The sequence below is a fragment of the Mesorhizobium sp. ZC-5 genome, from assembly GCF_025753855.1.
GTDB lineage: Bacteria > Pseudomonadota > Alphaproteobacteria > Rhizobiales > Rhizobiaceae > Neomesorhizobium.
In genome coordinates this window covers 110,260-132,785 of the sequence record NZ_JAOWPT010000010.1, presented here as the reverse complement: position 1 = coordinate 132,785, position 22,526 = coordinate 110,260, and the positions used below count along the sequence as shown (strand labels likewise).

Genomic DNA, 22,526 nt, shown 5'->3' with positions numbered 1-22,526 from the left:
ATCAAAATCCGCGCCGCTCCATACTTGACCCGCTTTCCCACTCGTCTTCGACGCTTCGCCAAAGTTCGCCGATTTGTTCGACGCGGCCCTCCGCCGCCAATTTGTCCAGGTGGGAGAGAACATTTCTCTCCGCGGCGCGACTGAGCGTCGGGTCGAGCTTTGCATAGAGGTGCCGGGCGACGTCCGTCGGGCTCATCGGCCGTTTGCGCAAGGTGGCCACGATCTCGGTTTCACGGTCGATCCTGTGCCGTAGCAAATCGTCGATGTAGGGGTGCGGATCGGGCAGGGCAGGTCCATGACCGGGCAGATAAAGGCGATCCGAACGCTGGCGAAGGGCGCGCAGGCTTTCCAGGTAGTCCTTCATGTTGCCGTGCGGTGGCCCGACCACGGTACTGCTCCAGCCCATCACGTGGTCGCCGCTGAAGAGCAGTCCATCGCCGCGAGCAAAGCAGACATGATCGGCAGCGTGGCCTGGAGTGTGTACCACCGTCATCCCGGCAACGGTGTCACCGGCCGAAAGCGGCACGTCCGGCCGATGCGGTTCAGCACTGATGACGTGCGAGTATATCGGCGCACCCGTCGCCTGCCTGAGGGCGGCGGCGTTGCCAACATGGTCAGAATGCGTGTGGGTAAGCAGGATTCGCGTGACGCGGCCCGAGACGGCTTCGAGGACATCGTGGAGGTGCGCTTCGTCGAGCGGTCCCGGGTCAAGCACCGTCGTCCCTTGCTCGTCGTCGATCAGATAGGTGTTCGTGCCATGGTAGGTCATCACGCTCGGATTGTTGGCGACGATGCGCCGGATGCCAGGCACCACCACCTCGCTCTTCCGGCGCAGCGGCTCCGGTTCCTTGAGATAGGGCATGTCTCCTCCCGGCACGCTGCCGCTGCCACACTGCATTCCGATGATGCCTAGCACACGCTTGACATACATCCCATAAGAAATAATGTTATACTCAAGTTGATCACCGATGCCATGGCTTGATGATCGAATTTCGAAGGAATTGTGTAGCGATCTCACCTGGGTTCCAACAGTCCATGCGGCGATGCCGGGTTGTCACCCGTGTTCCGCCAGGACCATCCGGGGTCGGTGCTTCGCTGTTCCCGAGGCGGTAGGGACGACCGCGTAACGGACGTGCAGACATGCGGGTGCCGTTGGACCAGCCGGTGAGGAAAAGCCGCCGCCATGCGGTGGCAGGTTACTAAGGGGAGGGGAATGCAGTCGCGAGATTACCGTGACGTGATGTCCGGCGCAGCTTTGCTGGTGCTCGGTTGCGCGATCACCATCTATTCCCTCTTCACCTATCCGATCGGCTCGATCACCCGGATGGGGCCGGGGATGTTTCCGGCCGTACTTGGCGGTATCCTCGGCGTTCTTGGATGTGTCATCGGCATCCCCGCCTGGTTCCGCTCGGGGGAGATGCCGGAAATCGCGCTTCGACAACTTGTCATCGTGCTTCTGTCCATTGGGGCTTTCACCATTCTGCTTGAGCCGTTTGGCGTCGTGCCTGCGGTTACCGCCCTTACGGTCGGGGCTGTGTTGGCCGACGACGAGGTGAGCGTGAAAGGCGCGCTGATCCTTGTGGCCATCATGGCGCTGACGACGGTGCTGCTGTTCCAGAAGCTTCTGGGCGTCCCCTTCCAAGCCTTCAGATGGCCGCTGTGAGCATTTTTTACGACCTTGCCGACCACATCGCGATCGGACTTGGCGCGATCCTGACGCCGGCCAATCTGTTCTACTGTTTCCTCGGCGTTCTGCTCGGCCAGTTGGTCGGGGCGCTGCCTGGCATCGGCGTGCTGGTGGCGATCTCGCTGCTGTTCCCGTTCACGTTCCATCTCGAGCCGACGTCGGCCCTCATCATGCTGGCCGGCATCTACTACGGCACGGCTTATGGCGGCTCGACCGCATCGATCCTGCTGAACGTGCCGGGTCAGGCCTCGAGTGCCGTAACCTGCCTCGACGGTTACCCGATGGCCCGGCAGGGTCGGGCGGGCGTCGCTCTTTTCATGACGACGGTCGCGTCCTTCGTCGGCGCCAGCGTCGGCATCCTGCTGATGATGCTGTTTTCGCCGACGATCGCCCAGAACGCCCTGCGCTTCGGGCCATGGGAATATTTCTCGCTGATGCTGCTGGGACTTATCGCGGCGTCGACAATGGCCTCCGGCGCTCCGGCCAAGGGCATTGCGATGGTGATCCTGGGCATCGTGCTCGGTCTTGTCGGAATCGACGTGAACAGCGGTGTCGGACGCTTCACGTTCGACTATCTGCCGCTCTACGACGGTATCAGCCTGGCGTCGATCGTCATGGGCCTGTTCGGCGTGCCCGAGGTGATCGCCACCATTCGCGACGTGAAGAAGGAGAGCTTTGTCACCAGGAGCATCAGCTATCGCTCGATGGTTCCGACACGCGACGACATGAGCCGCTCCTGGGCGCCGATGCTGCGGGGAACTGCCATCGGCTCGTTTTTCGGAGCGCTGCCCGGCGCCGGCGCACTCGTCTCCTCGTTCATGGCGTATGCCCTGGAGAAGAAGGTGGCCCGCGACCCAAGTCGCTTCGGCAAGGGGGCGATCGAGGGCATCATCGCCCCGGAGGCGGCCAATAACGCCGCCGACCAGACTGCCTTCATACCGACCATGACGCTTGGCATCCCGGGCAGCGCGACCATGGCCATCGTGCTTGGCGTGCTCATCATCCACGGCGTTACGCCGGGGCCGAAACTCGTGGTCGACCACCCTGACCTGTTCTGGGGGCTGGTGATGAGCTTCTGGATCGGGAACGTCATCCTCGTCATCCTCAACATCCCTTTGATCGGAATGTGGGTGAAGGTGCTCAGCATCCCCTACCACTATCTCTATCCGGTGATTCTGGTCTTCGTGTGCACCGGCGCCTTCTTCGTGGAAAACAGCAGCTTCGACGTCGTCCAGGTGCTCGTCTTTGCCGCGATAGGCTATTTCATGCGCATTCTCGGCCTCTCCGCGGCGCCGCTCATCCTCGGCTTCATTCTCGGGCCGATGATGGAGGAGCATCTGCGCCGCGCCCTGCTTCTGTCGCGCGGCGACTTCTGGCTGTTCCTTGAACGGCCGATCAGCGCGACCACGCTGGCACTGTCGCTGGCGGTGCTGATCTGGGCCTTTGCCGCCTATTTCAGGTCGTCGCGCGCGGCGCCGAAGATGCCGGCGGTGGAAACGGAATCGTGAGGATCGCGGCCCGCCGCCGCATCGCCAGCCACACCATTTGGAACTGATAATAAACCGGGAGGAATGAAATGAAGAAGCAATTGGCAAATACATTTGCCGCGATGGCGACGGTCGCCATTGGTGCACTGGCGAGTTTCGGAGCACAGGCGCAGGAGTGGCCGGAGCGGGCAATCACGGTCGTCGTTCCCTTTGCGGCGGGTGGTGGCGCCGATCCTGTCGCGCGCACAGTGGCGGAAGGTATCCAGGAAGCCTTCGGACAACCGGTCGTGGTCGACTTTCGGCCCGGCGCAAATGGGACCATCGGCGCCAACATCGTCGCCCAGGCCGAACCCGATGGGTATACACTGCTGATCACGTCGCCGGCTCCGCTGGTCAACGTGAAGTTCGGCCAGAAGCTGCCCTACGATCCCGACGGCGACCTCGTCTCCATCACCCAGATCGCCGATGCTCCATACTTGCTGACCGCAAGTGGCAAGTTTCCGGCGAACACCTTGCAGGAACTGGTCGATTACGCGAAAGCGCACCCTGGAGAAGTCAACGCGGGCGTCTCCGGTCTCGGCGGCCTCTCGCACCTGTCCACGGTGATCCTGCAGGAAGCTACCGGCACGAAACTGACGCCCATCCCCTATGACGGTGTTGGCGAGCGCATCGCCGACCTGATGGCGGGCACCATCGACATTTCGACGGGAATTGGCGCGAGCGGCTTCCAGGCCGGCATTCAGGATGGCAGCATCAAGCCGCTGGTGGTGATGGGAGACACGCGCGTGCCGGAACTTCCGGATACACCGACCGTGATCGAGGCCGGCTATCCGAATGCGATCTCGAGCGGCTGGTACATGCTGTCCGCGCCGCAGGACTTTCCACCCGAACTCGTCAAGAAGCTCAACGAAGCGGTCGTGGCATATCTCAACCGGGCCGATATCAAGGATAAGTTCATCAAGTTCGGCAACATGGTCAAGACCAGCACGCCTGAGGAAGCCGAGGCGCTGATCCAGCGGGAAACCACCGTGCTGAAGGATCTCGTTGATCGCGGTGTTTTCACCGTTCAGTAGCCGGAGCCATAAACCTCCCGGCAAGCGGCGGTCACGGTTGGCCGCTTGCCGGGAGTGGGGCGGCTTAGGCAACTCGTCATGCAGACGGGGCGGAAGGTACCATTCCAACTGCGTCGCAATCCAACCTAGCGAGGACCTAATGGACGAGAATCTGCGCAGACAGATCGAACATGACTGCAGGAACCTGCTCTACCGGCATGCCCATTTGTCCGACCGCGGACAGGTTGCGGAAGCGGTAGGTCTTTTCGTTCCGGACGGCACCTGGATCCGTGGCGGCAAGCCCTACACCGGGCACCAGCAGATGCTGTCGTCGTCATCGCGCCCGGCGACGGCGATCAGCCGCCATTTCACTGCCAACACGGTCGTTGACGTCCAGGACGAGAACCACGCATCGGCGGTCTCATACTACATCGTGTTCCGGCACGATGCCGGTGTCCCCGATCCGAAATTTCCGCTTCCTCTCGGCGGCGCCTTCAGCATGGGCGAATGGCATGACCGCTACGTGCGGACCCCTGACGGATGGCGGTTCGAGTTTCGCGAAGTGAAGCGGCTTTTCCAGCAACCGGACTAGCCGCAACCATCCCAGCTGTAATCCAGGTCCTAACGCATCAATGACCGGAGAGAACCAGCGTCTGTACCGGGAAAAGCAAGGCTTGGATTCTCAATATCAGCGCGTGCACCACTCCGACCGTATCTATGACGTGAAGAAACACCCATTTCGAGGTGCTCAATCCTTCGTCGGCAAGGAGGTCGTGATTGTTGGTGTAGGCGTTGACGATACAACTGCTGCCCGGCGGCACACCGTCGATACCACCTTTGAAAAGCGGCTCCAGAAATACGGTGATCGTACCGGGCGTTGTCACTTGCTGTGGATCGATCAGCTGATCTGATCCCCGGACCTGACCGGCCGCGATAAGCTCCTGCACTTGCGTTACCACCATCGGTATGATGGTCATGGGTTTTGAAATGCAGCTGGCTTCGGCGGTCATGCCAACCTTTATCACTTGTGCTTCGATCTGGCCGAAGCCAGCCACTACTGCCTGCCGGCCAGCTTCCACGGGAATCAGGACGCCAGCGGGGCGCATGAACGGGTTGACGATGTCGCCCTTGCGCAGGGTAAACTGCTCGAGTGTTCCGTCGACTCCGGCGTAGACAACAGTTTTGTCCAACTCGACCTGAGCCTCGGCCAATGTGGCTTCGGCTGTTGCCTGTTGAGCGGGCAGCACGGACGAAATCTGGGCCTCGACCGACTGCTTGCTCGCCAGAACGGCAGACACCGCGGCTCTGCGCCCCTCGACAATATTCTGCAGCTTCTCGATGTCCCGCACGGCAACCACGCTGGCATTCCGTCTCTGGAGTTCGATTTTCGTGTCAAGTTCGTCCACCGCTTGCTGGTACGCGCTTTGTGCCTCCTGGATGCGCGCGTCGGCGGCTGCCAGATCGGTTTTTGCAGCTTCCAGCAAGGCACTTATTTCCGACACGCGCAGTCTGGCGGTCTCCAGAGCAGCTTCCTGCTCCGAACTGTCGAGCTTGAACAGGCGCTGACCGGCTTTTACCTTGTCCCTGAAGCCGACATAGATGTCCTCGACCCTTCCAGACCCTTCAGGAAGGATAGGGACCGTTCGGTAAAATGATATCGCACTTTTCGTAGATGGGTGAAAATAAAGGATAAGTGTCAAAAGCGCTATGGTAAGTAGAAGGCATGTCGTTATTCCATAGCGGAGTTCAAACCAGACTGAATACAGTGTGATCTCTCGTCCGATCTGTTTTCCTTGCACAAAGCGTCGAAAGAGGAAATCAGGAAGAATGGTGACAACCGAGCACAGCAGCACCTCGATCATGGCTCACGCCTTTCAATATCGCGCGACATTGTCGGGGATGAATCGGTGCTGGCCTGTGGTGGGGCGTCTACTGGGGCTTCCACTGGCGGCGATTGACGCGCGGCCGTGTCGGCCGGCGGTGCAGCGTCGTTCGTGGGTTCTATCGCCTCCTCGGGCACATCCGGAGAGACTGTTCGCAATCTGCGGCCGGCCAAAACCGCCAGGGATTCGGCCATGTTGGCTAAAGGCGTCCAGAAGTCGGGAATCGGGACCAGCGCGAGCAGCAGCGCTGCAATCCAGAACACGTTGTTGTGGGTAACGAGCGCGATAAGCGAAAGAACCGCGACCAGTTGGAATTGTATATGGCTGGCGTCATGCGCAATACGTTCAGGCAGCGAATGGAGCCGGAAATACAAGCTTCCGACCGCAATGGCCAATATGAGGAAAAAGATGATGGCCACCGCGAACAGGACATCGGTCTCTCCCGGAGGCGTGATAAATCCAGGCAAATGGTGAGACGCCATCGGATGCATGGCCTCGGACATGATCTCTAGCCCTCAAGAGATGAGCAACCACCTGAATACAGCATTTTATTTTAGAATCTTCCATACGAATTCATTCGGACTAGTCTTTTGCCAAATGTTGGCTCTGGCATTGAACTGGATGGCAAGTCCTACTCGGCGTACACGGCCTGCGAGTGGTCGGCTTCACGTTGATAGGACTATGGAAGGCACGCCACCGGTCATGTTTTGCGCAATGGCCGTCCCGTTGCCGCCTTTTACGCAGCCGATCATTTCATGATCGAGGCATGCCCTTTGGCCTGATCGACCGCCTCTGGGCAGCGATGCGGAACGCTGCGTTGGCGGCGCCATAACCCTTGTAGCCGTTGCGGCGTTCGACGATCTCGAAGAAGAAACCCTCGCCGTAGGTTTGACTGTAGAGCTGGAAATACTCGCCGGCCTCGTCGCGGTCGTAAAGAATGCTTTCGGCGCGCAACCGGTCCGTCAGCTGCGGATCGAGGCCGAGACGCGCCTCGACATCGTCATAGTAGTTCGGCGAGATCTCCAGCGCCTGGAAGCCAAGATGTTTGAGTTTAGCCGCGGTGGCGAAGATATCGGCGCAGGCGAAGGCGATATGCTGAATGCTGGAACCGAAGCTTTCGGCGATGAAATGTCCGGCCAGCGTCTTGCGGCTTTCGGCGCCGTTGAGCGTGATCCTCAGGCCACCATGTTCCCCTTCCACGACCTGGCTACGGACCAGTCCTTCCGGGTCGACGACGTCGAACATCCGCGATTTCCGCGTCTTGAAGATGGAGGTGTAGAAGAGAAGCCAGGTCAGCATCTCTTCGTAATTCATCGTCTGCGCGATATGGTCGATCACGCTCAGGCCCGCATCGCTCAGGCCGGCTGGTGTCGCCGGATCGAACTCGACGTCCCACACTGTCGCGAGTGCATCGTCGATGAAATAGATCACTCCGCCGCCAACCCCGCGGATGGCTGGAATGACGAGTTCACCCGATCCGCGTGGCTCGGCAAAGGTTTCGGCTCCCAGCGCCCGCGCCCGCGCGACCGTTTCGGCTGCATCGACGACCTTGAGCCCCAGAGCGTAGGCATTGGTCCCGTGCACCACGTAGGACGAATGGGCGAATCCGTCATGTCCGGTGTTGATGACAATGTTGATGCCGCGATGGGTACCTTGCCGCCAGACGGTCACGTCACGGTGCTTGTGGCGCGCGGCAAGCGAAAATCCCATTGCCGAGAGAAGGGTTGCCAGTTCCTGGGCTTCATGTTCGTTCGCAGCGAATTCGACGAACTCGACGCCCGACACTGCGCTACGGTCCGGCATTTCGGCGACTTCGATCGCCAGAGCGGGTTCGGCGCGACGCACCTGATCCATCAGGTTGACCAGCGATCGCCGGCCATCGACGGCGATGGATCTTGGGGACCCGCCACGGAACTGGTCGTTGAATATTTCGAGCGACAGCGGTCCATCATAGCCAGTCGCGGCCACCGCCCGCATGAAGTCGGTGATCGGCAGATCGCCCTCACCGGGCATGTTGCGGAAATGTCGGCTCAAGTAGAGCAGGTCCATGTCAATACGGGGGGCGTCGGCGAGCTGTACGATGAAGATGCGGTCGCCCGGTATCGTGCGGATCGTCTCGACGTCGATCCCGCGTGCCAGCGTATGGAAGGAATCCAATATCAGACCGATGTTGGGATGGTCGGCGCGGCGAACGACCTCCCAGGCATCCCGATGGTCGCTCACATGGCGGCCCCAGGCGAGGGCCTCGTAGCCGACACGGATACCGCGCCGGCCAGCATTTTCGCCGAGTTGGCGGAGATCGGCGGCGGCGCGATCAATGCCGCCCAAAGCCAAGGGCGAGACGTTGGAGCAGATCAGCATGAGATCGGTGCCGAGCTCCTGCATCACATCAAACTTGCGCTCGGCACGTTCGAAGGCGCGCGACCTCTGCGGTTCAGGTAGCCCTTCGAAATCACGGAATGGTTGGAACAGCGTTATCTCGAGACCATGGTCGCGCACCATGCGGCCGACCTCTGCCGGCGTACCATCGAAGGCGAGAAAGTCGTTCTCGAAGATTTCCACCCCGTCGAAGCCGGCAGCCGCTATTGCGCCAAGCTTCTCGCGTAGATCGCCGCTGATCGAGACGGTGGCGATCGAGGTTTTCACCGCCGATCAGCCTCGTCAGTCATCTCGCACAGCGCACGCACGGCGTGTGCATAGCCTCGCGGGCCAAGACCCGCCAGCACGGCCGTCGCGACGGTCGAGACGAGCGAACGATGATAGATTTCCTCGCGCCGATGGATGTTGGAAATGTGGAACTCGATGATCGGCCCCGGAAACATCTTTAGCGCGTCGAGGACGGGGATCGACCGGAAGCTCAGGCCGGCGGGATTGATCAGGATGCCTGCACCTTCGTCGATCGCTTCGTGGATCCAGTCGACGATCTGGTGCTCGGCGTTGGACTGGTGAAAACGGATTGGCCGCTTTCCAGCGGCCTCCCGGCACATCGTTTCGATCTCAGCCAGCGTCGTCGTGCCGTAGATTTCGGGCTCCCGCTTGCCCAGCCTGTTCAGGTTTGGACCGTTGATGATGAAAAGCGGTTTCATCGGAATTCTCCTGATCAGCCCTGATAGCCGAACAAGCGGGGCAGCCACAGCACGGTGTCGGGGAAGAAGGTGATGACGATGAGCGACAGGATCATCGTGTAGAGGAATGGCAGCACGTCGCGCACGATGTCCCACAGCGGCACGTTGGCGATGCGGGTCATGATGAAGAGCAGCAGGCCGTAGGGCGGCGTGACCAATCCCAGCATGATGTTGACGACGCACATCACGCCGAAATGCACGAGGTCGATCCCGAGCGCGTTAGCGGTAGGGATAAACACCGGCAGGATGACGAGGATGATCGTCGTCCCCTCCAGCACGCAGCCGAGCAGGAGCAGGATGACGTTGACGAGAACCAGGAAACCGGTCGGGGAAAGCTCCCAGCTTGTCAGCAGCACGCTGAGGGAATGCGGAATGTTCTCGACCGTCACGACATAGTTGAACACCAGCGCTCCGGCGATCAGCATGCCGATAGAGGCGGTCGTCCGTGCGCTCGCGAGGATCGACCTGTAGAAGTCGGCGAAGCTGACGCTGCGATAGAGCACGACCGAAATGAACAACGCATAAGCGGCCGCCACTGCGGCGGCTTCGGTCGGCGTTGTGACGCCCGAATAGATGCCGCCCAAGAGCACGACCGGCATCATCAGGGCAGGCAACGCGCGCCAGGTTATGCCTGGAAGCTCGCGCAGGGGCGTCGGCGGCTCGACGGGGAAATTCCTGGTTCGCGCATGCACCGCGACCAGGATCATCTGGAATCCAGCCATCAGCAGGCCCGGTATGACGCCGCCGAGGAAGAGGTAACCGATCGAGGCGTCCGAGACGAGTGCATAGATGATCATCGGGATCGACGGAGGAATGATCGGCCCGATGACAGCGGTGGCCGCCGTCAGCGCCGCCGCATAGCTCGCCGGATACTTGCCGTCGGCTGTCATCATATTCTGCATGATCTTGCCGGAACCGGCGGCGTCGGCAATGGCCGAGCCGCTCATGCCGGCGAAGATGATTGACTGAAGAACGTTGACCTGGGCGAGCCCGCCCCTGAACCGGCCGACAATGGCGTTGCAAAAAGTCATCAGCCGTTCCGTCATCGAACCGATGTTCATCAGTTCCGCCGCGAGGATGAAAAGCGGCACGGCGAGGATGATGTAGTTGGAATACATACCGTTGAGGAACTGCTCGGCGACCGTTCCCATATCGAGCCCGGCCAGGAGCAGGTAGAGGATCGAGCCGGCGATCATTGCATGGCCGACCGGCAGGCCGAGCAACGCCAGCGCCGTAATGGCTACGATCGAGATCGAAAAAGGGCTGGCGAAATTCATACGCCCGATCCTGCTTTGGTCGGGTCAAACTCTTCGGGCGCCGAGCCGCGCAGCACCTGCCAGGAAAGCCATATGTATCGCACGATGACGGCGACCACGAAGACGATGTAGATGGAAAAGAGCCAGTCGAACCGGATCTTCAGATAGGCGCTCTTCTCGACTTTCATGAAGGTCACGTAGTCAACCACGGCCGGCAATGAGATGGCGTAGAGGCCGATCAGCGAGACGGCGAAAATGAGAAACATGACGCCACGGATCCGCGGGCCTACAGAAGCGTAGATGAGATCGAAGCGCATCTCCTCCTGTTCGGTGGTCACGAAGGCGGCGCCCCACAATACGATCCAGATCCAGAGGATGGCGCTCAGCTCGTTGGTCCAGCCGGTCGGCCAGTTCATCACGTAGCGAAAGAATATCTGGAGCAGGAAGGCGAAGAACATGACGGCAAGCATCGCGGCCAGCACGTTCTCAGCCCGGGCATAGAGCCAGCGGCCGATGCCGCGCAGTCTGGGGTCCACCACCATTCCTCCATCCGAAGGCTAAGGCCTTCCAATCGGGACGACCGGCCTTGGCGTCACCGAAGGGTTGAAAAGACCGGGCGGTCCGCACCGCCCGGTCTTTTCAGATCAAAGCGCGTTGATCTTGTCGACCATGCCGGCCGGCCAGTCCTTGGCCAGGTCCGATGCGAGATATTGCTCCTGGACATGCTTGCGGAAGGCCGCGACGTCCGGCTCGTAGATCTTCAGCCCCTTCGACTTGAAGGAGTTCAGCAGTTCCTTTTCGCGGGCGAGATGCTTCTCGGTCGAGAAATCGATCGCCGCGTCGGCCGCAGCCTGGAACTTGGCCTGCTTCTCTGCTCCCATATCGTCCCAGACCTTCTTCGAGATGGTGAGAAGATCGAAGCCGACGAGATGCGAGGTCAGTACGATCTGGTTCATGACTTCGTAGAACTTCATGTTCTCGACGTTGGGCAGCGGATTGTCCTGGCCGTCGATGGCACCGGTCTGCAGGCCGGTATAGACTTCCGCATAGGCCATCGGCGTCGGGTTGGCGCCGAGCGCGGTTCCGAGGAATTGCCAGGCATCGCCGCCAGGCATGCGCAACTTCACGCCGGCAAGGTCGGCCGGTGTCTTGATCTCTTTGTCGCCCTTCAGGCCAACCTGGCGCACCCCGAAATAAGTCGGGCCGAGCACTTTCACGCCCAACTGGTCTTCGGTCATCTTCTTCAACTCGGCGCCTGCCTCGCTGGCGAAGAATGCTTTCACATGCGCCGCGTCGCGGAAGAGATAGCCGGCGGTCACGATCGACCACGCGGGAATCTGCTTGGAGATGTCCTGCGGCGCTATGTTACCCATTTCGAGGTTGCCGCGCTGCAGCGCGACGAGTTCGGTGCCCTGCTTGAACAGGTTGCCGCCGTAATAACCCTCGAAGGTGAAATCGTCCTTGATGGCGTCGGCGAACATTTTCATCATCTCGGCGCGGATATCCTGCTCCGAAAAGACGGCCGAGAAGCGCAGCTTGGGTTTGTCCTGGGCGAATGCCGGGAACGCTGCCGCGGTGGCTGCAAGTCCGGTCCCGACGAGAAACTGTCTGCGGGTTGCTTTGAAAGTCATGTCTTCCTCCCTATTATTTTTCCAAGTTCATTGCACGTTTTGCCGCTGGCCTGCGGGTTCTTCCTTGAATGCGCCAAAGGTCGTCTTCATCCGGCCTATGTCAGGCGAGATGCCGGTGAAGAGTTCGAAAGCCAGTGCCGCCTGATGGACAGCCATGCCTTCGCCGCTCATGGTCCGGCAGCCGTGCCTTCGCGCCTGGGCGAGCAGTTCGGTTTCCAGCGGGAAATAAACGATGTCCGCTACCCAGCAGGACGGCCGCAGCAATGCTGTATCGATTGGCGAGCCGGGCAACTTGGCCATTCCCACGGGTGTCGCGTTGACGATGCCGTCGACCTGCGCCGTCGCGGCTGCAAGGTCTGGCACGCCGGCTATGCGCGCCTTGCCGAAACGCGCAGCCAGCCGCGCTGCAAGCCCATCGGCCCTGGAACCTTCGACATCATGCAGCAGCAACTGTTCGACGCCGCTGTCGAGCAATGCGTGGGCAACCGCCGCGCCAGCTCCGCCGGTGCCGAGCAGCAGCACGCGGTCGCGGACCGTGCCGGCCATTTCGCTTCGAAAGCTTTCCCTGAAGCCGACCATGTCGGTGTTGTGGCCGATGCGCCGTCCGTCCCGCAGGACCACCGTATTGACAGAGCCGAGCGCTTCCGCCTCCCCGGATAGTTCATTCAGGAGCGGGATTATCTCCTGCTTGTAGGGGAAGGTGACGTTGAGGCCGTTGAACCCGAAATGTTCGGCGAAGGAGAGCACGTCGGCCAGCTTTGGCACACTGTCGCCCATGCGATCAGTGTCGAGCAGACGATAGATGTAGGCGAGGCGGTTGGCACTGCCTTCGGCCTCATGCATCGCGGGCGTGCGCGACAGCTGGATGCCACGACCCACCAGACCCACCAGCACACGCCGCGAGCCGGGAGAGGTTTCCCAGACTTCCACCGCTTGTCTGGTGGCGGTTAATACCAATTGGACCTCCGGACGCCAGCTTGCCGTTGCAAGCTCCTCCTGGCGACCATTTACTTTGTACCGTCTGGTTAATTTCGTCAACAACTTTGTACGAAACGGTTAATTTGCTAAGCTGCTGTCCCGTTGTAAGTCTGCTGCAAAGGCGGAGGCATCATGGACGACAAGCCGGCCAATGGCCGCAGCGGCTGGAAGCAGAACCCGGCGGGCGTCCAGAAGAACATTCTTGCCGTCGCGATGACCGAGTTCGCAGCCAACGGACTTTCGGGCGCTCGCATGGACGAGATTGCCGCCAAGACGAATACGTCGAAGCGGATGATCTACTACTATTTCGGCGACAAGGTTGGTCTGTATGGCCGTGTTCTCGAAGAGGCCTACCGCCAGGTCCGCACTGGAGAGCAAGAGCTCGAACTCGACCACCTGTCACCGGTCGAAGCATTGAAACTGCTCGCCGAATTCACTTTCGACCATCACAGCCGCCATCCGGATTTCATCCGGATCGTGATGATCGAAAACATCCACCAGGGGGTCTATCTGGAACAATCGGAGCTGATCCGCCTGCTCAATGCGGGAGCTATCCAGAAGTTGGAGGCGATCTGCCGCCGTGGGCGCGAGGCGGGGATATTCCGGGACGACGTCGCGCCCATCGAGCTCCATTGGCACATAAGCGCGATGAGTTTCTTCAACGTCTCCAATCGGGCGACGTTTTCCAGAATTTTCGGCAACGAACTGTTCGGCGCGGAAGGCCAGAACTCTCTCAAGAATCACCTGGTCGAGATGATCGTCGCGCTCGCCCTCAAGCCGGATCGACGATCACGGCGTTGACTTCAAGATACGCCTTCTGCCCTTACGAGTTGTCAGTCTCCGTCCATGAAGCCATTCGTGAAGTAGGTGGAGAAATCGGGGTTCTCCGTTAGCGCCGTGCCGTCGGAATCCTTGAGAATGCCCTTGGAAACCAGATAGCTGCCCATGGCCTTGATCTTCGCGGGATCGATAGTGCCGATCGCACCGCGGGAATCCCTGAGATAGTTCCCTTCGATCAGCGCTCCGAGCGACGCGCGGATCAGAGCTCGGTCGGTCATCGCGGCGCTGTTGGCAGCAATCAGCAGATCCGTAGCTTCATCAGGATGATCGACCGCGAATGCATAGCCGCGGCGGGTCGCAACCATGAAGGCGCGCGCATCGTCAGGATTCTTGTCCAGATAGGCGCTGCTCGAGCCGATCAATGTCGTGTGCTCGTCGGGGACGCCGTAGTCGGCATAGCGGAAAGCGCGTTGCTTCTCGCCCTCGAGTTCGGCCTTCACGCCTTCCCATGTGTAAACCTCCAGGGTAAAATCCACCGCGCCGTTTGCGAGCGCCTGATAGGCCGAGGTGCCGAGCGTCACCGTTTCGAATTTTCCCTCGCCGCCGTCGTGGCGGATGATCGAGCCGATCAGCGCGTTCTCCCAGGCGCTGCCGAAGCCTCCATAGGTGAGGCCGTCCAGGTCTTTCGGCCGCCTGATCTCGGCACGATCCGCGTTGAAGACCAGGCGCCCAGTTTCCGTTTGAACCACAGCATAGGTGGCGACGAGATCGGCGCCTGCGGCGCGCTGGCTGAAGAAGCCGATTGCGCTGAGGATACCGAAATTGGCGACATGGTTGGCGACAAGTGTACCGGACGACGTATCGGAATAGGGGAGGATCTCAACATCGAGGCCCGCCTCGCGATAGAAGCCTTTGTCGCGGGCGACGAACAGGCCGATGTGATTGGTGTTGGGAGTCCAGTCGAGCGCCACAGTCACCTTCCGGAGTTCCTGGGCACGGAGATGCGCAGGCAACACCAGCGACGCGAGAGCAAGGGCGAGGGTCGAGCGGCGGGTCAGAACAATCGGTTTCATGGTCTATTCCTCCTTCGGGTGAAGCAGCAGTTCGAGGATCGTGTTTTCGATCGCCGTCATCTGCGGCTGGTGCGGCCCGGCCACCGTCCGTGGTCGGGGCAGGTCGATTTCGATCTCGTGGACGATCCGCGCTGGACGCGGAGACAGGACATAGATGCGGTCAGAAAGGGCGACGGCCTCGCGGACATCGTGGGTGACGAGGATGGCGGTCCAGCTATGGTGGGTCCACATGGCTTCCAGCCATCGCTGCATGCCGAAGCGGGTCAGGGCGTCCAGCGCGCCGAAGGGTTCGTCCAGAAGCATCATCGGGCGCTGCTGCACCACGGTTCGCAGCAGGGCGGTGCGTTGGCGCATGCCGCCCGAAAGTTCGGATGGGTAGTGCGTTTCAAAACCCTCGAGCCCGAATTCCGCAAAAAGCGGCTGTACGCGCCGCCGTGCCTCGGCACGTTTCACACCCTGCACTTCGAGCCCGAGCGTGGTGTTGTCGAGGACGCGGCGCCAGGGCATCAGAGCGTCGCGTTGCGGCATGAAGGCAAATGGCTGCCTCGACGCTTCCAGTGTTGTCCCTTCGAAAAGGATCTCGCCGCGATCGGGCCGTTGTCCGCCTGTCAAAATCCTCAGGATCGTCGACTTTCCGGCGCCAGAGGGGCCAAGGATCGAAACGAATTCTCCTGCCGCGATATTGAGGGAAATGTCGGCGAGCACATCGAGACCGCCAAAACGATGCGCGATCCCGCGCATTTCCAGTATCGGCGCGGTCATCGGAGAGTATACCTGCCGCGCCGTGTCCATGGCATGGCTGCGTACTGGACAAGAACGGAAGCGCCGAACAGGGTGAGGGTCAGCAGCGCACTGACCAGGACAGCCGCTAGCACCAGGTCGGGGCGGAAATTATTCTTCGCGTTGAGGATATAGATGCCAAGGCCTTGAGCCGCTCCGGCATACTCCGCAAAGATCGCACCAACCACGGCATAGGTGATCGATATCCTCAGGCCTGCGAAGAAATGGGGCAGTGCGGCAGGAAACCGGGCGAGCAGGAACCGTTTCCAACGCGGGGCGCCCATGGACGCCAGAAGCAGTTCGATTTCCTCCTCGGTTGCCTCATAACCCTGGGCGAGTGCCACCAGCATCGGGAAAAAGGTGACCAGCGCGACCAGCAGGATTTTCGGTGTCAGCCCGAAGCCGAACCAGAGGACGACCAGCGGTGCAATGGCCACGAGAGGTAGCGTCTGGCTGATGATGAAGATAGGAAAAAGCGCGCGCCGCAACCGCCGGAAAAAGTCGATCAGCACCGAGAAGATGAAGGCTGCTGCGAGCGAGCAGGAAAAGCCGAGCACTGTGGCGCGGACCGTCGGCACGGTGTTGTCCCAGAGCGCATGGCGGTGCACGACGGCTTGCGCAAGAACACGCGATGGTGAGGGGAGCGTGGTCGGGGATATGCCCGAGAACCTGGCGTAGAGCTCCCACACAAGGATCAGCAGACCAACCGAACACAGGGCTGGAAGGATGTGGCCGACGGTGCTTATGATCCGCCGGGCAGGCGGGTTGGAGAAGGACATGGTGACAACCTGAAAATGCGAAAGGGCCGGACGCCTAGAGGGTGGTCGGGCTATTCGCTGAGACGGTCAGGTCGATGGTCACATGCCCGTTGGGCGGGCCAAACCGGACAAATGCTTCGTGGAGCGTGGCGAAGATCGCTCCGGCATCGCCGCGAAGTTTTGTGCAGAAATTCTTCGATTTCTCGAAGACGCCGGAGTTCTTCAGGAAATCGATGCAGCCATAGATCTCGTCCATGTGCTGGTCGATGCCCATGGTGTAGAGCGAGAACTGTGCGGCCACGATCGGGCCGGTTGGCGGGGTGTTCTCCACCGCAAGCAGGGCTTGGGCCTTTCGCTCCTCCAGTGGTGCCAGCGGGCCTGCAAGCTGCGGCGTGTGGCAGATCGGATCGTCCGGCTCACCAGGGCAGCCCCGTGAAATCGCAGCCGACAGCACGCAATGTTTGCCGCTGCCGGCAGCCGCGACGAAAAGATCGCGCATCGCCGGAAAAAGTACTTCCGGAACGCCGATCACCAGCGTCGATATGTCGTCGGTTTCGATCCGCAACCGGTCCCGATAAGGGTCGAGCGCGCCGAGCGACCCTAGGATGACGCCGACGAAATCGTCGGTCATGGGATAAAGGGAAATCTGTGCGCCGGAAAACATCGCTCGCCTCGCTCCGCTGGTATTATCCAGATCAGCTTTAGGGTCCGCGATCATGTCGACCGCATCTCAGCCCCGGCAATACGGAGCACCCCTGTCGTGGGGAGACATAAATCACATCCGAGAGAATTTGCAAAGCGCTTCGGCGAACATCCACAGGCCGTACTTGCTGCGCGAGCAATTTTCAGGCCTATACCGATAGCGATGCGGTGATGATCTCAAGGCCACAGCTTTTGCAACTCATGACCTGAACGGTTCACCGCAACCTATGCCTCCAACCTCAAAACTCCGCGCCTATCGTGAGAAACGCGACTTCACCAAGACGCGCGAACCGGCTGGCGGAGAATCCGCCGGAATAGGCAACCGCTTCGTCGTGCACAAACATCACGCAACCGCCGACCATTACGATCTGAGACTACAGGTCGGCGACGTGCTGAAAAGCTGGGCGGTGCCGCGAGGTCCCTCACTCAATCCCGCCGACAAGCGGCTGGCGGTCGAGACCGAGGATCATCCGCTAGAATACATCGATTTCGAAGGTGTCATCCCGGAAGGCGAGTATGGCGGCGGCCCGATGATCGTTTGGGACAGCGGCGTCTGGGCGCCGATGGACGATGTCGAGAAAAGCCTGCGCACCGGTTCCTTCAAGTTCCGCCTGGCCGGCGAAAAGCTCAACGGCGGCTGGATGCTGGCGCGGCTGAAACCCAAGCCGGGCGAGGACAACAAGAAGAACTGGCTTCTGTTCAAGGAGCGCGACCTGGCTGCCGACGCCGGCCTCGACATTCTCGCCGCGCGTCCCGAAAGTGTGAAATCAGGTCGCCTGATCGAGGAACTCGTCGAAAAACCGAGGCCGGTTCCAAATCCGGCCGCGCTGAAACCCGGCGTGCTTGCCGGTGCGGTACAAGCTCCGCTTCCCGCCCGCCTCGAACCGCAACTCGCGACACAGATCGCCAGCCCGCCGCATGGTGACGACACAAGAGAAACCTGGCTGCACGAGATCAAGTTCGACGGCTACCGCACCATGGCGCATGTCGCGGACGGCGCCGTCCGCTTGATCACCCGCGGTGGCCTTGACTGGACGAAACGTTACGGCGACCTGCCCGAGGCTTTTCGCCGGCTACCGTGCCGCGCCGCCGTCATAGACGGCGAGGTCGTCGTCCTCGACGGCAAAGGCATCAGCCGCTTCGCCCTGCTGCAGGACGCTCTGTCGGAAGGCGCCGGCAACAAGCTGATCTTCTACGCTTTCGACCTTCTCCACCTCGACGGCTGGGATCTGACCAGGGTGCCGCTGGAGGCGCGCAAACAGTTGCTTGCACAATTTCTCGCCGGTCATGTCACCCAGCGCTCCGCCATCCAGCTCAGCGATCACGTTGTCGGTGATGGCAGGCCGCTTTACGAACACGCCTCGGAACTGGGCTTGGAAGGCATCGTCTCGAAGCGCGCCACGGCACTTTACCAGCCCGGGCGCTCGAAGACGTGGACCAAGACCAAGGCATTGGAGACCGGGGACTTCGTCATTGCCGGTTACACGGTTTCGCAAGCCGCCGAAGGCCTTGCCGCATTGGGGCTTGGCGAGTGGGTGGATGGTGAGTTGCAGTATCGGGGCAAAGTCGGGACTGGCTTCGATGCGGGAACGGCCCATGCGCTGCTTGCTCGGCTGGAGCCGCTTCGCGCCGGCGCGATCCAGCTCGATGGTACACCCAAGGAGATGATCTGGGTTCGCCCGCTGCTTTCGGCGCACATCCACTACGCCAATCGCACTGCCGACAATGCACTCCGCCATGCCGTATTCAAGGGCCTGCGCGACGTTGAACTGTCGGCTCCGGCCATCGCACCACGCAAGCGGCTGATCTCCGAGGCCGATCTCGCCACCATTTGGGTTACCAATCCGGAGCGGCGGCTGTTCGGCAAATCCGGGCCGACCAAGCTCGACATCGCGGTCTATTATGCCCTGGTCGGCGATTTCATGTTGCCCCACATCGCCAACCGGCCGGTTTCGCTGGTCCGCTGCCCGACGGGAAAACCTCAGGACTGCTTCTACCAGCGTCACGCCTTCACCGGCATGCCGGCCTCGGTGGAAAAGTTCATGGTCGCCAATTCGGAAGGCGAGGAAAAATCCTATCTCTCGGTCGAGGGTGCCAAGGGGTATCTGGCGCTGGCACAATTCGGCGTTGTTGAATTCCATACCTGGGGGACGACGCGCAAACGCCTGGAAAAACCTGACCGCCTGGTCTTCGACCTCGACCCGGGAGAGGGCATAACGTGGCGCGAGGTGGTCGAGGCTGCCGTGCACATCCGCGGCGAACTTCAGGCGATCGGCCTCACGCCTTTCGTCAAGACGTCAGGAGGCAAAGGAATCCACGTTGTGGTGCCGGTGAAACCGAAACTCGACTGGAAGAAGACGCATCAGGCGACCAGCGCCATAGCAACTCGTCTGGCCGCCAGTGCACCGGATGTGTTTACGACGACGATGGGCAAGAACAACCGCAAGAAGCTGATTTTCATCGACTTTCACCGAAACGCGCGCGGCCACACATCGGCCGCACCTTACTCGTTGCGGGCCCGCACAAATCTGCCTGCTTCGGCTCCGCTTGACTGGAACGATCTTGAGTCCATCGACGCTCCGGAAGATTTGAATTATTCTTCGCTCCCGGGACTCTTGGCGGCATCCGGCGACCCGTGGGCCGAAATTGATGATTTCGCAACGGAATTGCCGGTATTGTCGCCATTAGGGAAATAGTCGTGTTGTTGCGTAGGAGACGTTTATGGCGCCCAGGGCTAGCTGGAAGGGTTATCTCAAACTCAGTCTCGTGAGCTGTCCGGTCCGGCTTTATCCGGCCACCAGCGCCAGCGAGCGCATCAGCTTCAATCAGCTGCACAAGAAGACCCACAACCGCATCAACATGAAGCCGGTGGATCCGGAACTCGGGCTGGTCGAGCGCTCCGATCTCGTCAAGGGTTACGAATACGAGGATAAGCAGTACATTATCATCGACGACAGCGATCTCGAGGCGGTGCGCATTGAATCCAACCACACGATGAACATCGAGGCGTTCGTCGACGAGGATTCCGTCGATGTGATCTATCTGGATGCGCCTTATTATCTGGCTCCGGATGGCGCCATGGCGGAGGAGACGTTCGTGGTGCTGCGGGAGGCGATGCGCAAATCCGGCAAGCTGGCGATCGCGCGCCTTGTGCTGTCCAGCCGCGAGCGGGTGGTGACCATAGGCTCGCGCGAGAACGGCATGTTCGTCTGCACGCTGCGGAATCCGAATGAAGTGCGCGGCACCGCCGAGTATTTCGGCAACATTCCGGTCGGCACCCCCGATCCCGAAATGCTCCAGCTCGCCGAAGCGCTGATCAAGCAGAAGGAAACCGATTTCGATCCGAAGAACTACGAGGATCGTTACGAGATCGCCCTGATGAACATGATCCGGGAGAAGCTGAAAGGGCACAAGCCGATCATCGCGGCGGCGCCCGAGCGCGGCAATGTCATCAACCTGATGGACGCGCTGAAGGCCAGCCTTTCGCAGGCCAAGCCGCCGGCGAAGAGCAAGAGCAAGGCAGAGCCGGTCGAGAAGCCTGCGGCCAAGGCTGCGGCTGGTGGATCGGGCAAGGCGCCCGCCAAGGCCAGGAAGTGACGGCAGCCGCCGGCAAGACATTCGGAACAGTGGGCGCGCTGGCGGCGTTCCCGCGGCGACTCGCGGTACGGGAGGTCGAGCGGCAGCACGGCCTTCTGATGCGCGGGGTAACCCGCCGTACGACGCATCTGGTTTTTGGTCGCACGCTGTTGGCCAAGTCTGACGGCAAGTGGATCGAAACGCGGTTCGAGGCAGAGCGCAAAGCCGGCCGGAGGTTGCTCAGCGAGAACGGATTTCTGCGCCTTCTCGGCCTTGTGAAGACTCAGGACGCGTCGGCAATGACGCGCCAGTCGCTGCTCGAACAGTCGCGGTTGACACCCGACGCGTTTGATCTTCTTTCGTTGTTCGATGCCTTCGAACACGATGCCGAACCTTACTCCTTCCGTGATCTGATCCTCGCCAGGAAATACGCCGGTTTGATCGCGAGCGGCGCCAACTGGAGCGCCATCGCGCGGTCCGTGCATCGTTACGGCCCGGTCGCCTCGCTCACCGCCAAGTCGCTGCATGTCGAAGGTTCCGACACCATCTATGCGCGCCTTGACCAAGGACTGAGCGAACTCGATGGCCAGATGCTGTTCGATCTGGGGACGCCTGGCGACGCAGAACTGGAAGAACTTTTCGCCGAGGCGGAAGCCGCCGAGGAAGCGGGTCGCAATGACGACGCGGTGGCTCTCTACCAGCGGTGCCTCGCCATGGATCCGGACGATGCCGTCGCCGCCTTCAATCGCGCCAACTGTTTGCGGGCGGCGGGGCGGCAGGTCGAGGCAGCACATGATTATGCACGTGCCATCAAGCTTGATCCGGGCTTCGTCGAAGCCTGGTTCAATCTTGCGGGGTTGATGACTGATCGCGGCCGCAACGATTCCGCTCGCCGCCACCTGGTCAAGGCGATTGCCCTCGATCCAAATTACGCAGACGCGATTTTCAATCTTGCCAAGCTGGAGTTCGACGCTGGCGATCTCAACAGCGCCCGACGCTGGTGGGTTCGCTATCTGGAGCTGGACGCCATCTCCGAATGGGCGCGGACCGCTGTGCGGGGCATTCAGTTCGTCGACCTGCATTTCGCCCAGAAGACAGCGAGCTAATGAGCAAGACCTACTTTCTTTTCGATGGCCCGGAAGACGCCGCCGTCACGATCCTTCTCGCGCATGGCGCCGGCGCTCCGATGGATTCGGCGTCGATGGCTGCGACCGCCAAGGCGCTTGCCACAGCCGGCTTTCGCGTCGCCCGTTTCGAGTTCGCCTATATGGCTGCGCGCCGTTATGGCCATCGCAAGCCGCCGCCGCGCGCCGAAACCGTCAATACGGAGTATGTGGCGGCAGTCGAGGCACTGGGCGCCAAAGGACTGCTGATCATCGGCGGCAAGTCGATGGGCGGGCGAGTCGCCAGCATGGTTGCCGACGAGCTTCATGCCGCCGGCAAGATCGCCGGCCTGCTTTGCCTGGGTTACCCGTTTCATCCGCCTGCAAAACCCGAGCAATTGCGCACCAAGCACCTCGCTGGCCTTAAAACGCCGACGCTGATCTGCCAGGGCACCCGCGACGAATTTGGCACTCGCGAAGAAGTGGCGGGTTATACACTCTCCGACCGGATCGAGATCCTCTGGTTGGAAGATGGCGATCACGATCTGAAGCCGCGCAAAAGTATCTCCGGCTTCTCCACCGCCGATCATCTGAAGACGCTCGCCGACACGGTCGCCGACTGGACCAAGACCCTCACGCGCTGAACATGCGGCCG

At 60.8% G+C, this 22,526-nt stretch carries 22 protein-coding genes and 1 riboswitch; of the genes, 9 read left to right on the top strand and 13 right to left on the bottom strand.

Annotated elements, in window-relative coordinates; genetic code table 11:
* Position 1: 1 nt before the first annotated feature.
* Positions 2-862, bottom strand: coding sequence for an MBL fold metallo-hydrolase (locus OHD58_RS22560; RefSeq protein ID WP_263805764.1), 861 nt, complete (start codon positions 860-862; stop codon positions 2-4).
* A 351-nt stretch (positions 863-1,213) separates the two neighbouring features.
* Here OHD58_RS22560 and OHD58_RS22555 point away from each other — a divergent pair, with 351 nt between their 5' ends.
* The 4 genes from OHD58_RS22555 to OHD58_RS22540 all read left to right on the top strand — a co-directional run bounded on the left by OHD58_RS22555 (position 1,214) and on the right by OHD58_RS22540 (position 4,818).
* On the top strand, positions 1,214-1,663 hold the full coding sequence (locus OHD58_RS22555; RefSeq protein WP_263805763.1) for a tripartite tricarboxylate transporter TctB family protein: 450 nt from the start codon (positions 1,214-1,216) through the stop codon (positions 1,661-1,663).
* Positions 1,660-3,195, top strand: a complete 1,536-nt coding sequence (locus tag OHD58_RS22550; RefSeq protein WP_412177275.1) for a tripartite tricarboxylate transporter permease — start codon at positions 1,660-1,662, stop codon at positions 3,193-3,195. The genes OHD58_RS22555 and OHD58_RS22550 overlap by 4 nt, the downstream gene beginning before the upstream one ends.
* A gap of 68 nt (positions 3,196-3,263) precedes the next feature.
* Complete coding sequence (locus OHD58_RS22545; RefSeq protein WP_263805761.1) at positions 3,264-4,247, top strand: Bug family tripartite tricarboxylate transporter substrate binding protein; 984 nt, start codon at positions 3,264-3,266, stop codon at positions 4,245-4,247.
* Positions 4,248-4,386: 139 nt separating this feature from the next.
* Positions 4,387-4,818: a nuclear transport factor 2 family protein gene (locus OHD58_RS22540; protein ID WP_263805759.1), complete on the top strand. Its 432-nt coding sequence runs from the start codon at positions 4,387-4,389 to the stop codon at positions 4,816-4,818.
* A gap of 37 nt (positions 4,819-4,855) precedes the next feature.
* Here OHD58_RS22540 and OHD58_RS22535 read toward each other — a convergent pair whose 3' ends face one another.
* From OHD58_RS22535 to OHD58_RS22500, 8 genes are all read right to left on the bottom strand, one after another.
* Entirely contained in the window at positions 4,856-6,088 is a 1,233-nt protein-coding gene (locus tag OHD58_RS22535) for an HlyD family secretion protein (RefSeq protein ID WP_263805758.1), read from the bottom strand.
* A complete protein-coding gene (locus OHD58_RS22530; RefSeq protein ID WP_263805757.1) occupies positions 6,085-6,612 on the bottom strand; it encodes a hypothetical protein in 528 nt (175 codons plus the stop codon). Before OHD58_RS22530 ends, OHD58_RS22535 begins: the two co-directional genes overlap by 4 nt.
* A 250-nt stretch (positions 6,613-6,862) precedes the next feature.
* Positions 6,863-8,755 (bottom strand): bifunctional sugar phosphate isomerase/epimerase/4-hydroxyphenylpyruvate dioxygenase family protein, encoded by a 1,893-nt coding sequence (locus OHD58_RS22525; RefSeq protein ID WP_263805755.1) that lies wholly within the window; start codon positions 8,753-8,755, stop codon positions 6,863-6,865.
* The gene (locus tag OHD58_RS22520) at positions 8,752-9,195 is read right to left on the bottom strand and encodes a type II 3-dehydroquinate dehydratase (RefSeq protein ID WP_263805754.1); all 444 of its coding nucleotides are present in this window, start codon (positions 9,193-9,195) and stop codon (positions 8,752-8,754) included. Before OHD58_RS22520 ends, OHD58_RS22525 begins: the two co-directional genes overlap by 4 nt.
* A 14-nt stretch (positions 9,196-9,209) precedes the next feature.
* The gene (locus tag OHD58_RS22515) at positions 9,210-10,511 is read right to left on the bottom strand and encodes a TRAP transporter large permease (protein ID WP_263805752.1); all 1,302 of its coding nucleotides are present in this window, start codon (positions 10,509-10,511) and stop codon (positions 9,210-9,212) included.
* A complete protein-coding gene (locus OHD58_RS22510; RefSeq protein ID WP_318528283.1) occupies positions 10,508-11,032 on the bottom strand; it encodes a TRAP transporter small permease in 525 nt (174 codons plus the stop codon). The genes OHD58_RS22515 and OHD58_RS22510 overlap by 4 nt, the downstream gene beginning before the upstream one ends.
* Positions 11,033-11,134: 102 nt before the next feature.
* Complete coding sequence (gene dctP / locus OHD58_RS22505) at positions 11,135-12,121, bottom strand: TRAP transporter substrate-binding protein DctP (RefSeq protein WP_263805749.1); 987 nt, start codon at positions 12,119-12,121, stop codon at positions 11,135-11,137.
* A gap of 27 nt (positions 12,122-12,148) precedes the next feature.
* Positions 12,149-13,078: a shikimate dehydrogenase gene (locus tag OHD58_RS22500; protein ID WP_263805748.1), complete on the bottom strand. Its 930-nt coding sequence runs from the start codon at positions 13,076-13,078 to the stop codon at positions 12,149-12,151.
* 153 nt (positions 13,079-13,231) lie between these two features.
* Between OHD58_RS22500 and OHD58_RS22495 the strand changes: the two genes are divergently transcribed.
* Positions 13,232-13,900 (top strand): TetR/AcrR family transcriptional regulator, encoded by a 669-nt coding sequence (locus OHD58_RS22495; RefSeq protein WP_263805746.1) that lies wholly within the window; start codon positions 13,232-13,234, stop codon positions 13,898-13,900.
* Between the two features lie 32 nt (positions 13,901-13,932).
* On the opposite strand, the gene OHD58_RS22490 is transcribed toward OHD58_RS22495, so the two are convergent.
* The 4 genes from OHD58_RS22490 to OHD58_RS22475 form a co-directional block, all read right to left on the bottom strand.
* Positions 13,933-14,952, bottom strand: a complete 1,020-nt coding sequence (locus tag OHD58_RS22490) for an ABC transporter substrate-binding protein (protein WP_263805745.1) — start codon at positions 14,950-14,952, stop codon at positions 13,933-13,935.
* Positions 14,953-14,955: 3 nt separating this feature from the next.
* Positions 14,956-15,714 carry an ABC transporter ATP-binding protein gene (locus tag OHD58_RS22485; RefSeq protein ID WP_263805744.1) on the bottom strand — a complete coding sequence of 253 codons (759 nt, stop codon included), beginning with the start codon at positions 15,712-15,714 and terminating at the stop codon, positions 14,956-14,958.
* Complete coding sequence (locus OHD58_RS22480) at positions 15,711-16,511, bottom strand: ABC transporter permease (RefSeq protein ID WP_263805743.1); 801 nt, start codon at positions 16,509-16,511, stop codon at positions 15,711-15,713. The genes OHD58_RS22485 and OHD58_RS22480 overlap by 4 nt, the downstream gene beginning before the upstream one ends.
* A 34-nt stretch (positions 16,512-16,545) precedes the next feature.
* Positions 16,546-17,154, bottom strand: a complete 609-nt coding sequence (locus OHD58_RS22475; RefSeq protein WP_263805742.1) for a Ykof family thiamine-binding protein — start codon at positions 17,152-17,154, stop codon at positions 16,546-16,548.
* Positions 17,146-17,257, bottom strand: a riboswitch (TPP riboswitch). It overlaps the preceding gene by 9 nt.
* A gap of 162 nt (positions 17,258-17,419) precedes the next feature.
* Between OHD58_RS22475 and ligD the strand changes: the two genes are divergently transcribed.
* From ligD to OHD58_RS22455, 4 genes are read left to right on the top strand one after another with little or no spacing between them, the layout of a single operon-like run.
* Positions 17,420-19,888 (top strand): DNA ligase D, encoded by a 2,469-nt coding sequence (gene ligD, locus OHD58_RS22470; protein WP_263805741.1) that lies wholly within the window; start codon positions 17,420-17,422, stop codon positions 19,886-19,888.
* A 25-nt stretch (positions 19,889-19,913) separates the two neighbouring features.
* Positions 19,914-20,789 carry a Ku protein gene (locus OHD58_RS22465; protein ID WP_263805740.1) on the top strand — a complete coding sequence of 292 codons (876 nt, stop codon included), beginning with the start codon at positions 19,914-19,916 and terminating at the stop codon, positions 20,787-20,789.
* On the top strand, positions 20,786-21,874 hold the full coding sequence (locus tag OHD58_RS22460; protein WP_263805739.1) for a tetratricopeptide repeat protein: 1,089 nt from the start codon (positions 20,786-20,788) through the stop codon (positions 21,872-21,874). Before OHD58_RS22465 ends, OHD58_RS22460 begins: the two co-directional genes overlap by 4 nt.
* Complete coding sequence (locus OHD58_RS22455; RefSeq protein ID WP_263805738.1) at positions 21,874-22,515, top strand: alpha/beta fold hydrolase; 642 nt, start codon at positions 21,874-21,876, stop codon at positions 22,513-22,515. Before OHD58_RS22460 ends, OHD58_RS22455 begins: the two co-directional genes overlap by 1 nt.
* Positions 22,516-22,526 lie beyond the last annotated feature (11 nt).

Bases quoted from the DNA above. Each gene is read 5' to 3' on its own strand.
- OHD58_RS22485 (WP_263805744.1), bottom strand. From the start codon at position 15,714: ATGACCGCGCCGATACTGGAAATGCGCGGGATCGCGCATCGTTTTGGC.
- OHD58_RS22465 (WP_263805740.1), top strand. From the start codon at position 19,914: ATGGCGCCCAGGGCTAGCTGGAAGGGTTATCTCAAACTCAGTCTCGTG.
- OHD58_RS22480 (WP_263805743.1), bottom strand. From the start codon at position 16,511: ATGTCCTTCTCCAACCCGCCTGCCCGGCGGATCATAAGCACCGTCGGC.
- OHD58_RS22545 (WP_263805761.1), top strand. From the start codon at position 3,264: ATGAAGAAGCAATTGGCAAATACATTTGCCGCGATGGCGACGGTCGCC.
- OHD58_RS22510 (WP_318528283.1), bottom strand. From the start codon at position 11,032: ATGGTGGTGGACCCCAGACTGCGCGGCATCGGCCGCTGGCTCTATGCC.
- ligD (WP_263805741.1), top strand. From the start codon at position 17,420: ATGCCTCCAACCTCAAAACTCCGCGCCTATCGTGAGAAACGCGACTTC.
- OHD58_RS22515 (WP_263805752.1), bottom strand. From the start codon at position 10,511: ATGAATTTCGCCAGCCCTTTTTCGATCTCGATCGTAGCCATTACGGCG.
- OHD58_RS22555 (WP_263805763.1), top strand. From the start codon at position 1,214: ATGCAGTCGCGAGATTACCGTGACGTGATGTCCGGCGCAGCTTTGCTG.
- OHD58_RS22540 (WP_263805759.1), top strand. From the start codon at position 4,387: ATGGACGAGAATCTGCGCAGACAGATCGAACATGACTGCAGGAACCTG.
- dctP (WP_263805749.1), bottom strand. From the start codon at position 12,121: ATGACTTTCAAAGCAACCCGCAGACAGTTTCTCGTCGGGACCGGACTT.
- OHD58_RS22455 (WP_263805738.1), top strand. From the start codon at position 21,874: ATGAGCAAGACCTACTTTCTTTTCGATGGCCCGGAAGACGCCGCCGTC.
- OHD58_RS22520 (WP_263805754.1), bottom strand. From the start codon at position 9,195: ATGAAACCGCTTTTCATCATCAACGGTCCAAACCTGAACAGGCTGGGC.
- OHD58_RS22560 (WP_263805764.1), bottom strand. From the start codon at position 862: ATGCCCTATCTCAAGGAACCGGAGCCGCTGCGCCGGAAGAGCGAGGTG.
- OHD58_RS22535 (WP_263805758.1), bottom strand. From the start codon at position 6,088: ATGATCGAGGTGCTGCTGTGCTCGGTTGTCACCATTCTTCCTGATTTC.
- OHD58_RS22530 (WP_263805757.1), bottom strand. From the start codon at position 6,612: ATGTCCGAGGCCATGCATCCGATGGCGTCTCACCATTTGCCTGGATTT.
- OHD58_RS22495 (WP_263805746.1), top strand. From the start codon at position 13,232: ATGGACGACAAGCCGGCCAATGGCCGCAGCGGCTGGAAGCAGAACCCG.
- OHD58_RS22490 (WP_263805745.1), bottom strand. From the start codon at position 14,952: ATGAAACCGATTGTTCTGACCCGCCGCTCGACCCTCGCCCTTGCTCTC.
- OHD58_RS22475 (WP_263805742.1), bottom strand. From the start codon at position 17,154: ATGTTTTCCGGCGCACAGATTTCCCTTTATCCCATGACCGACGATTTC.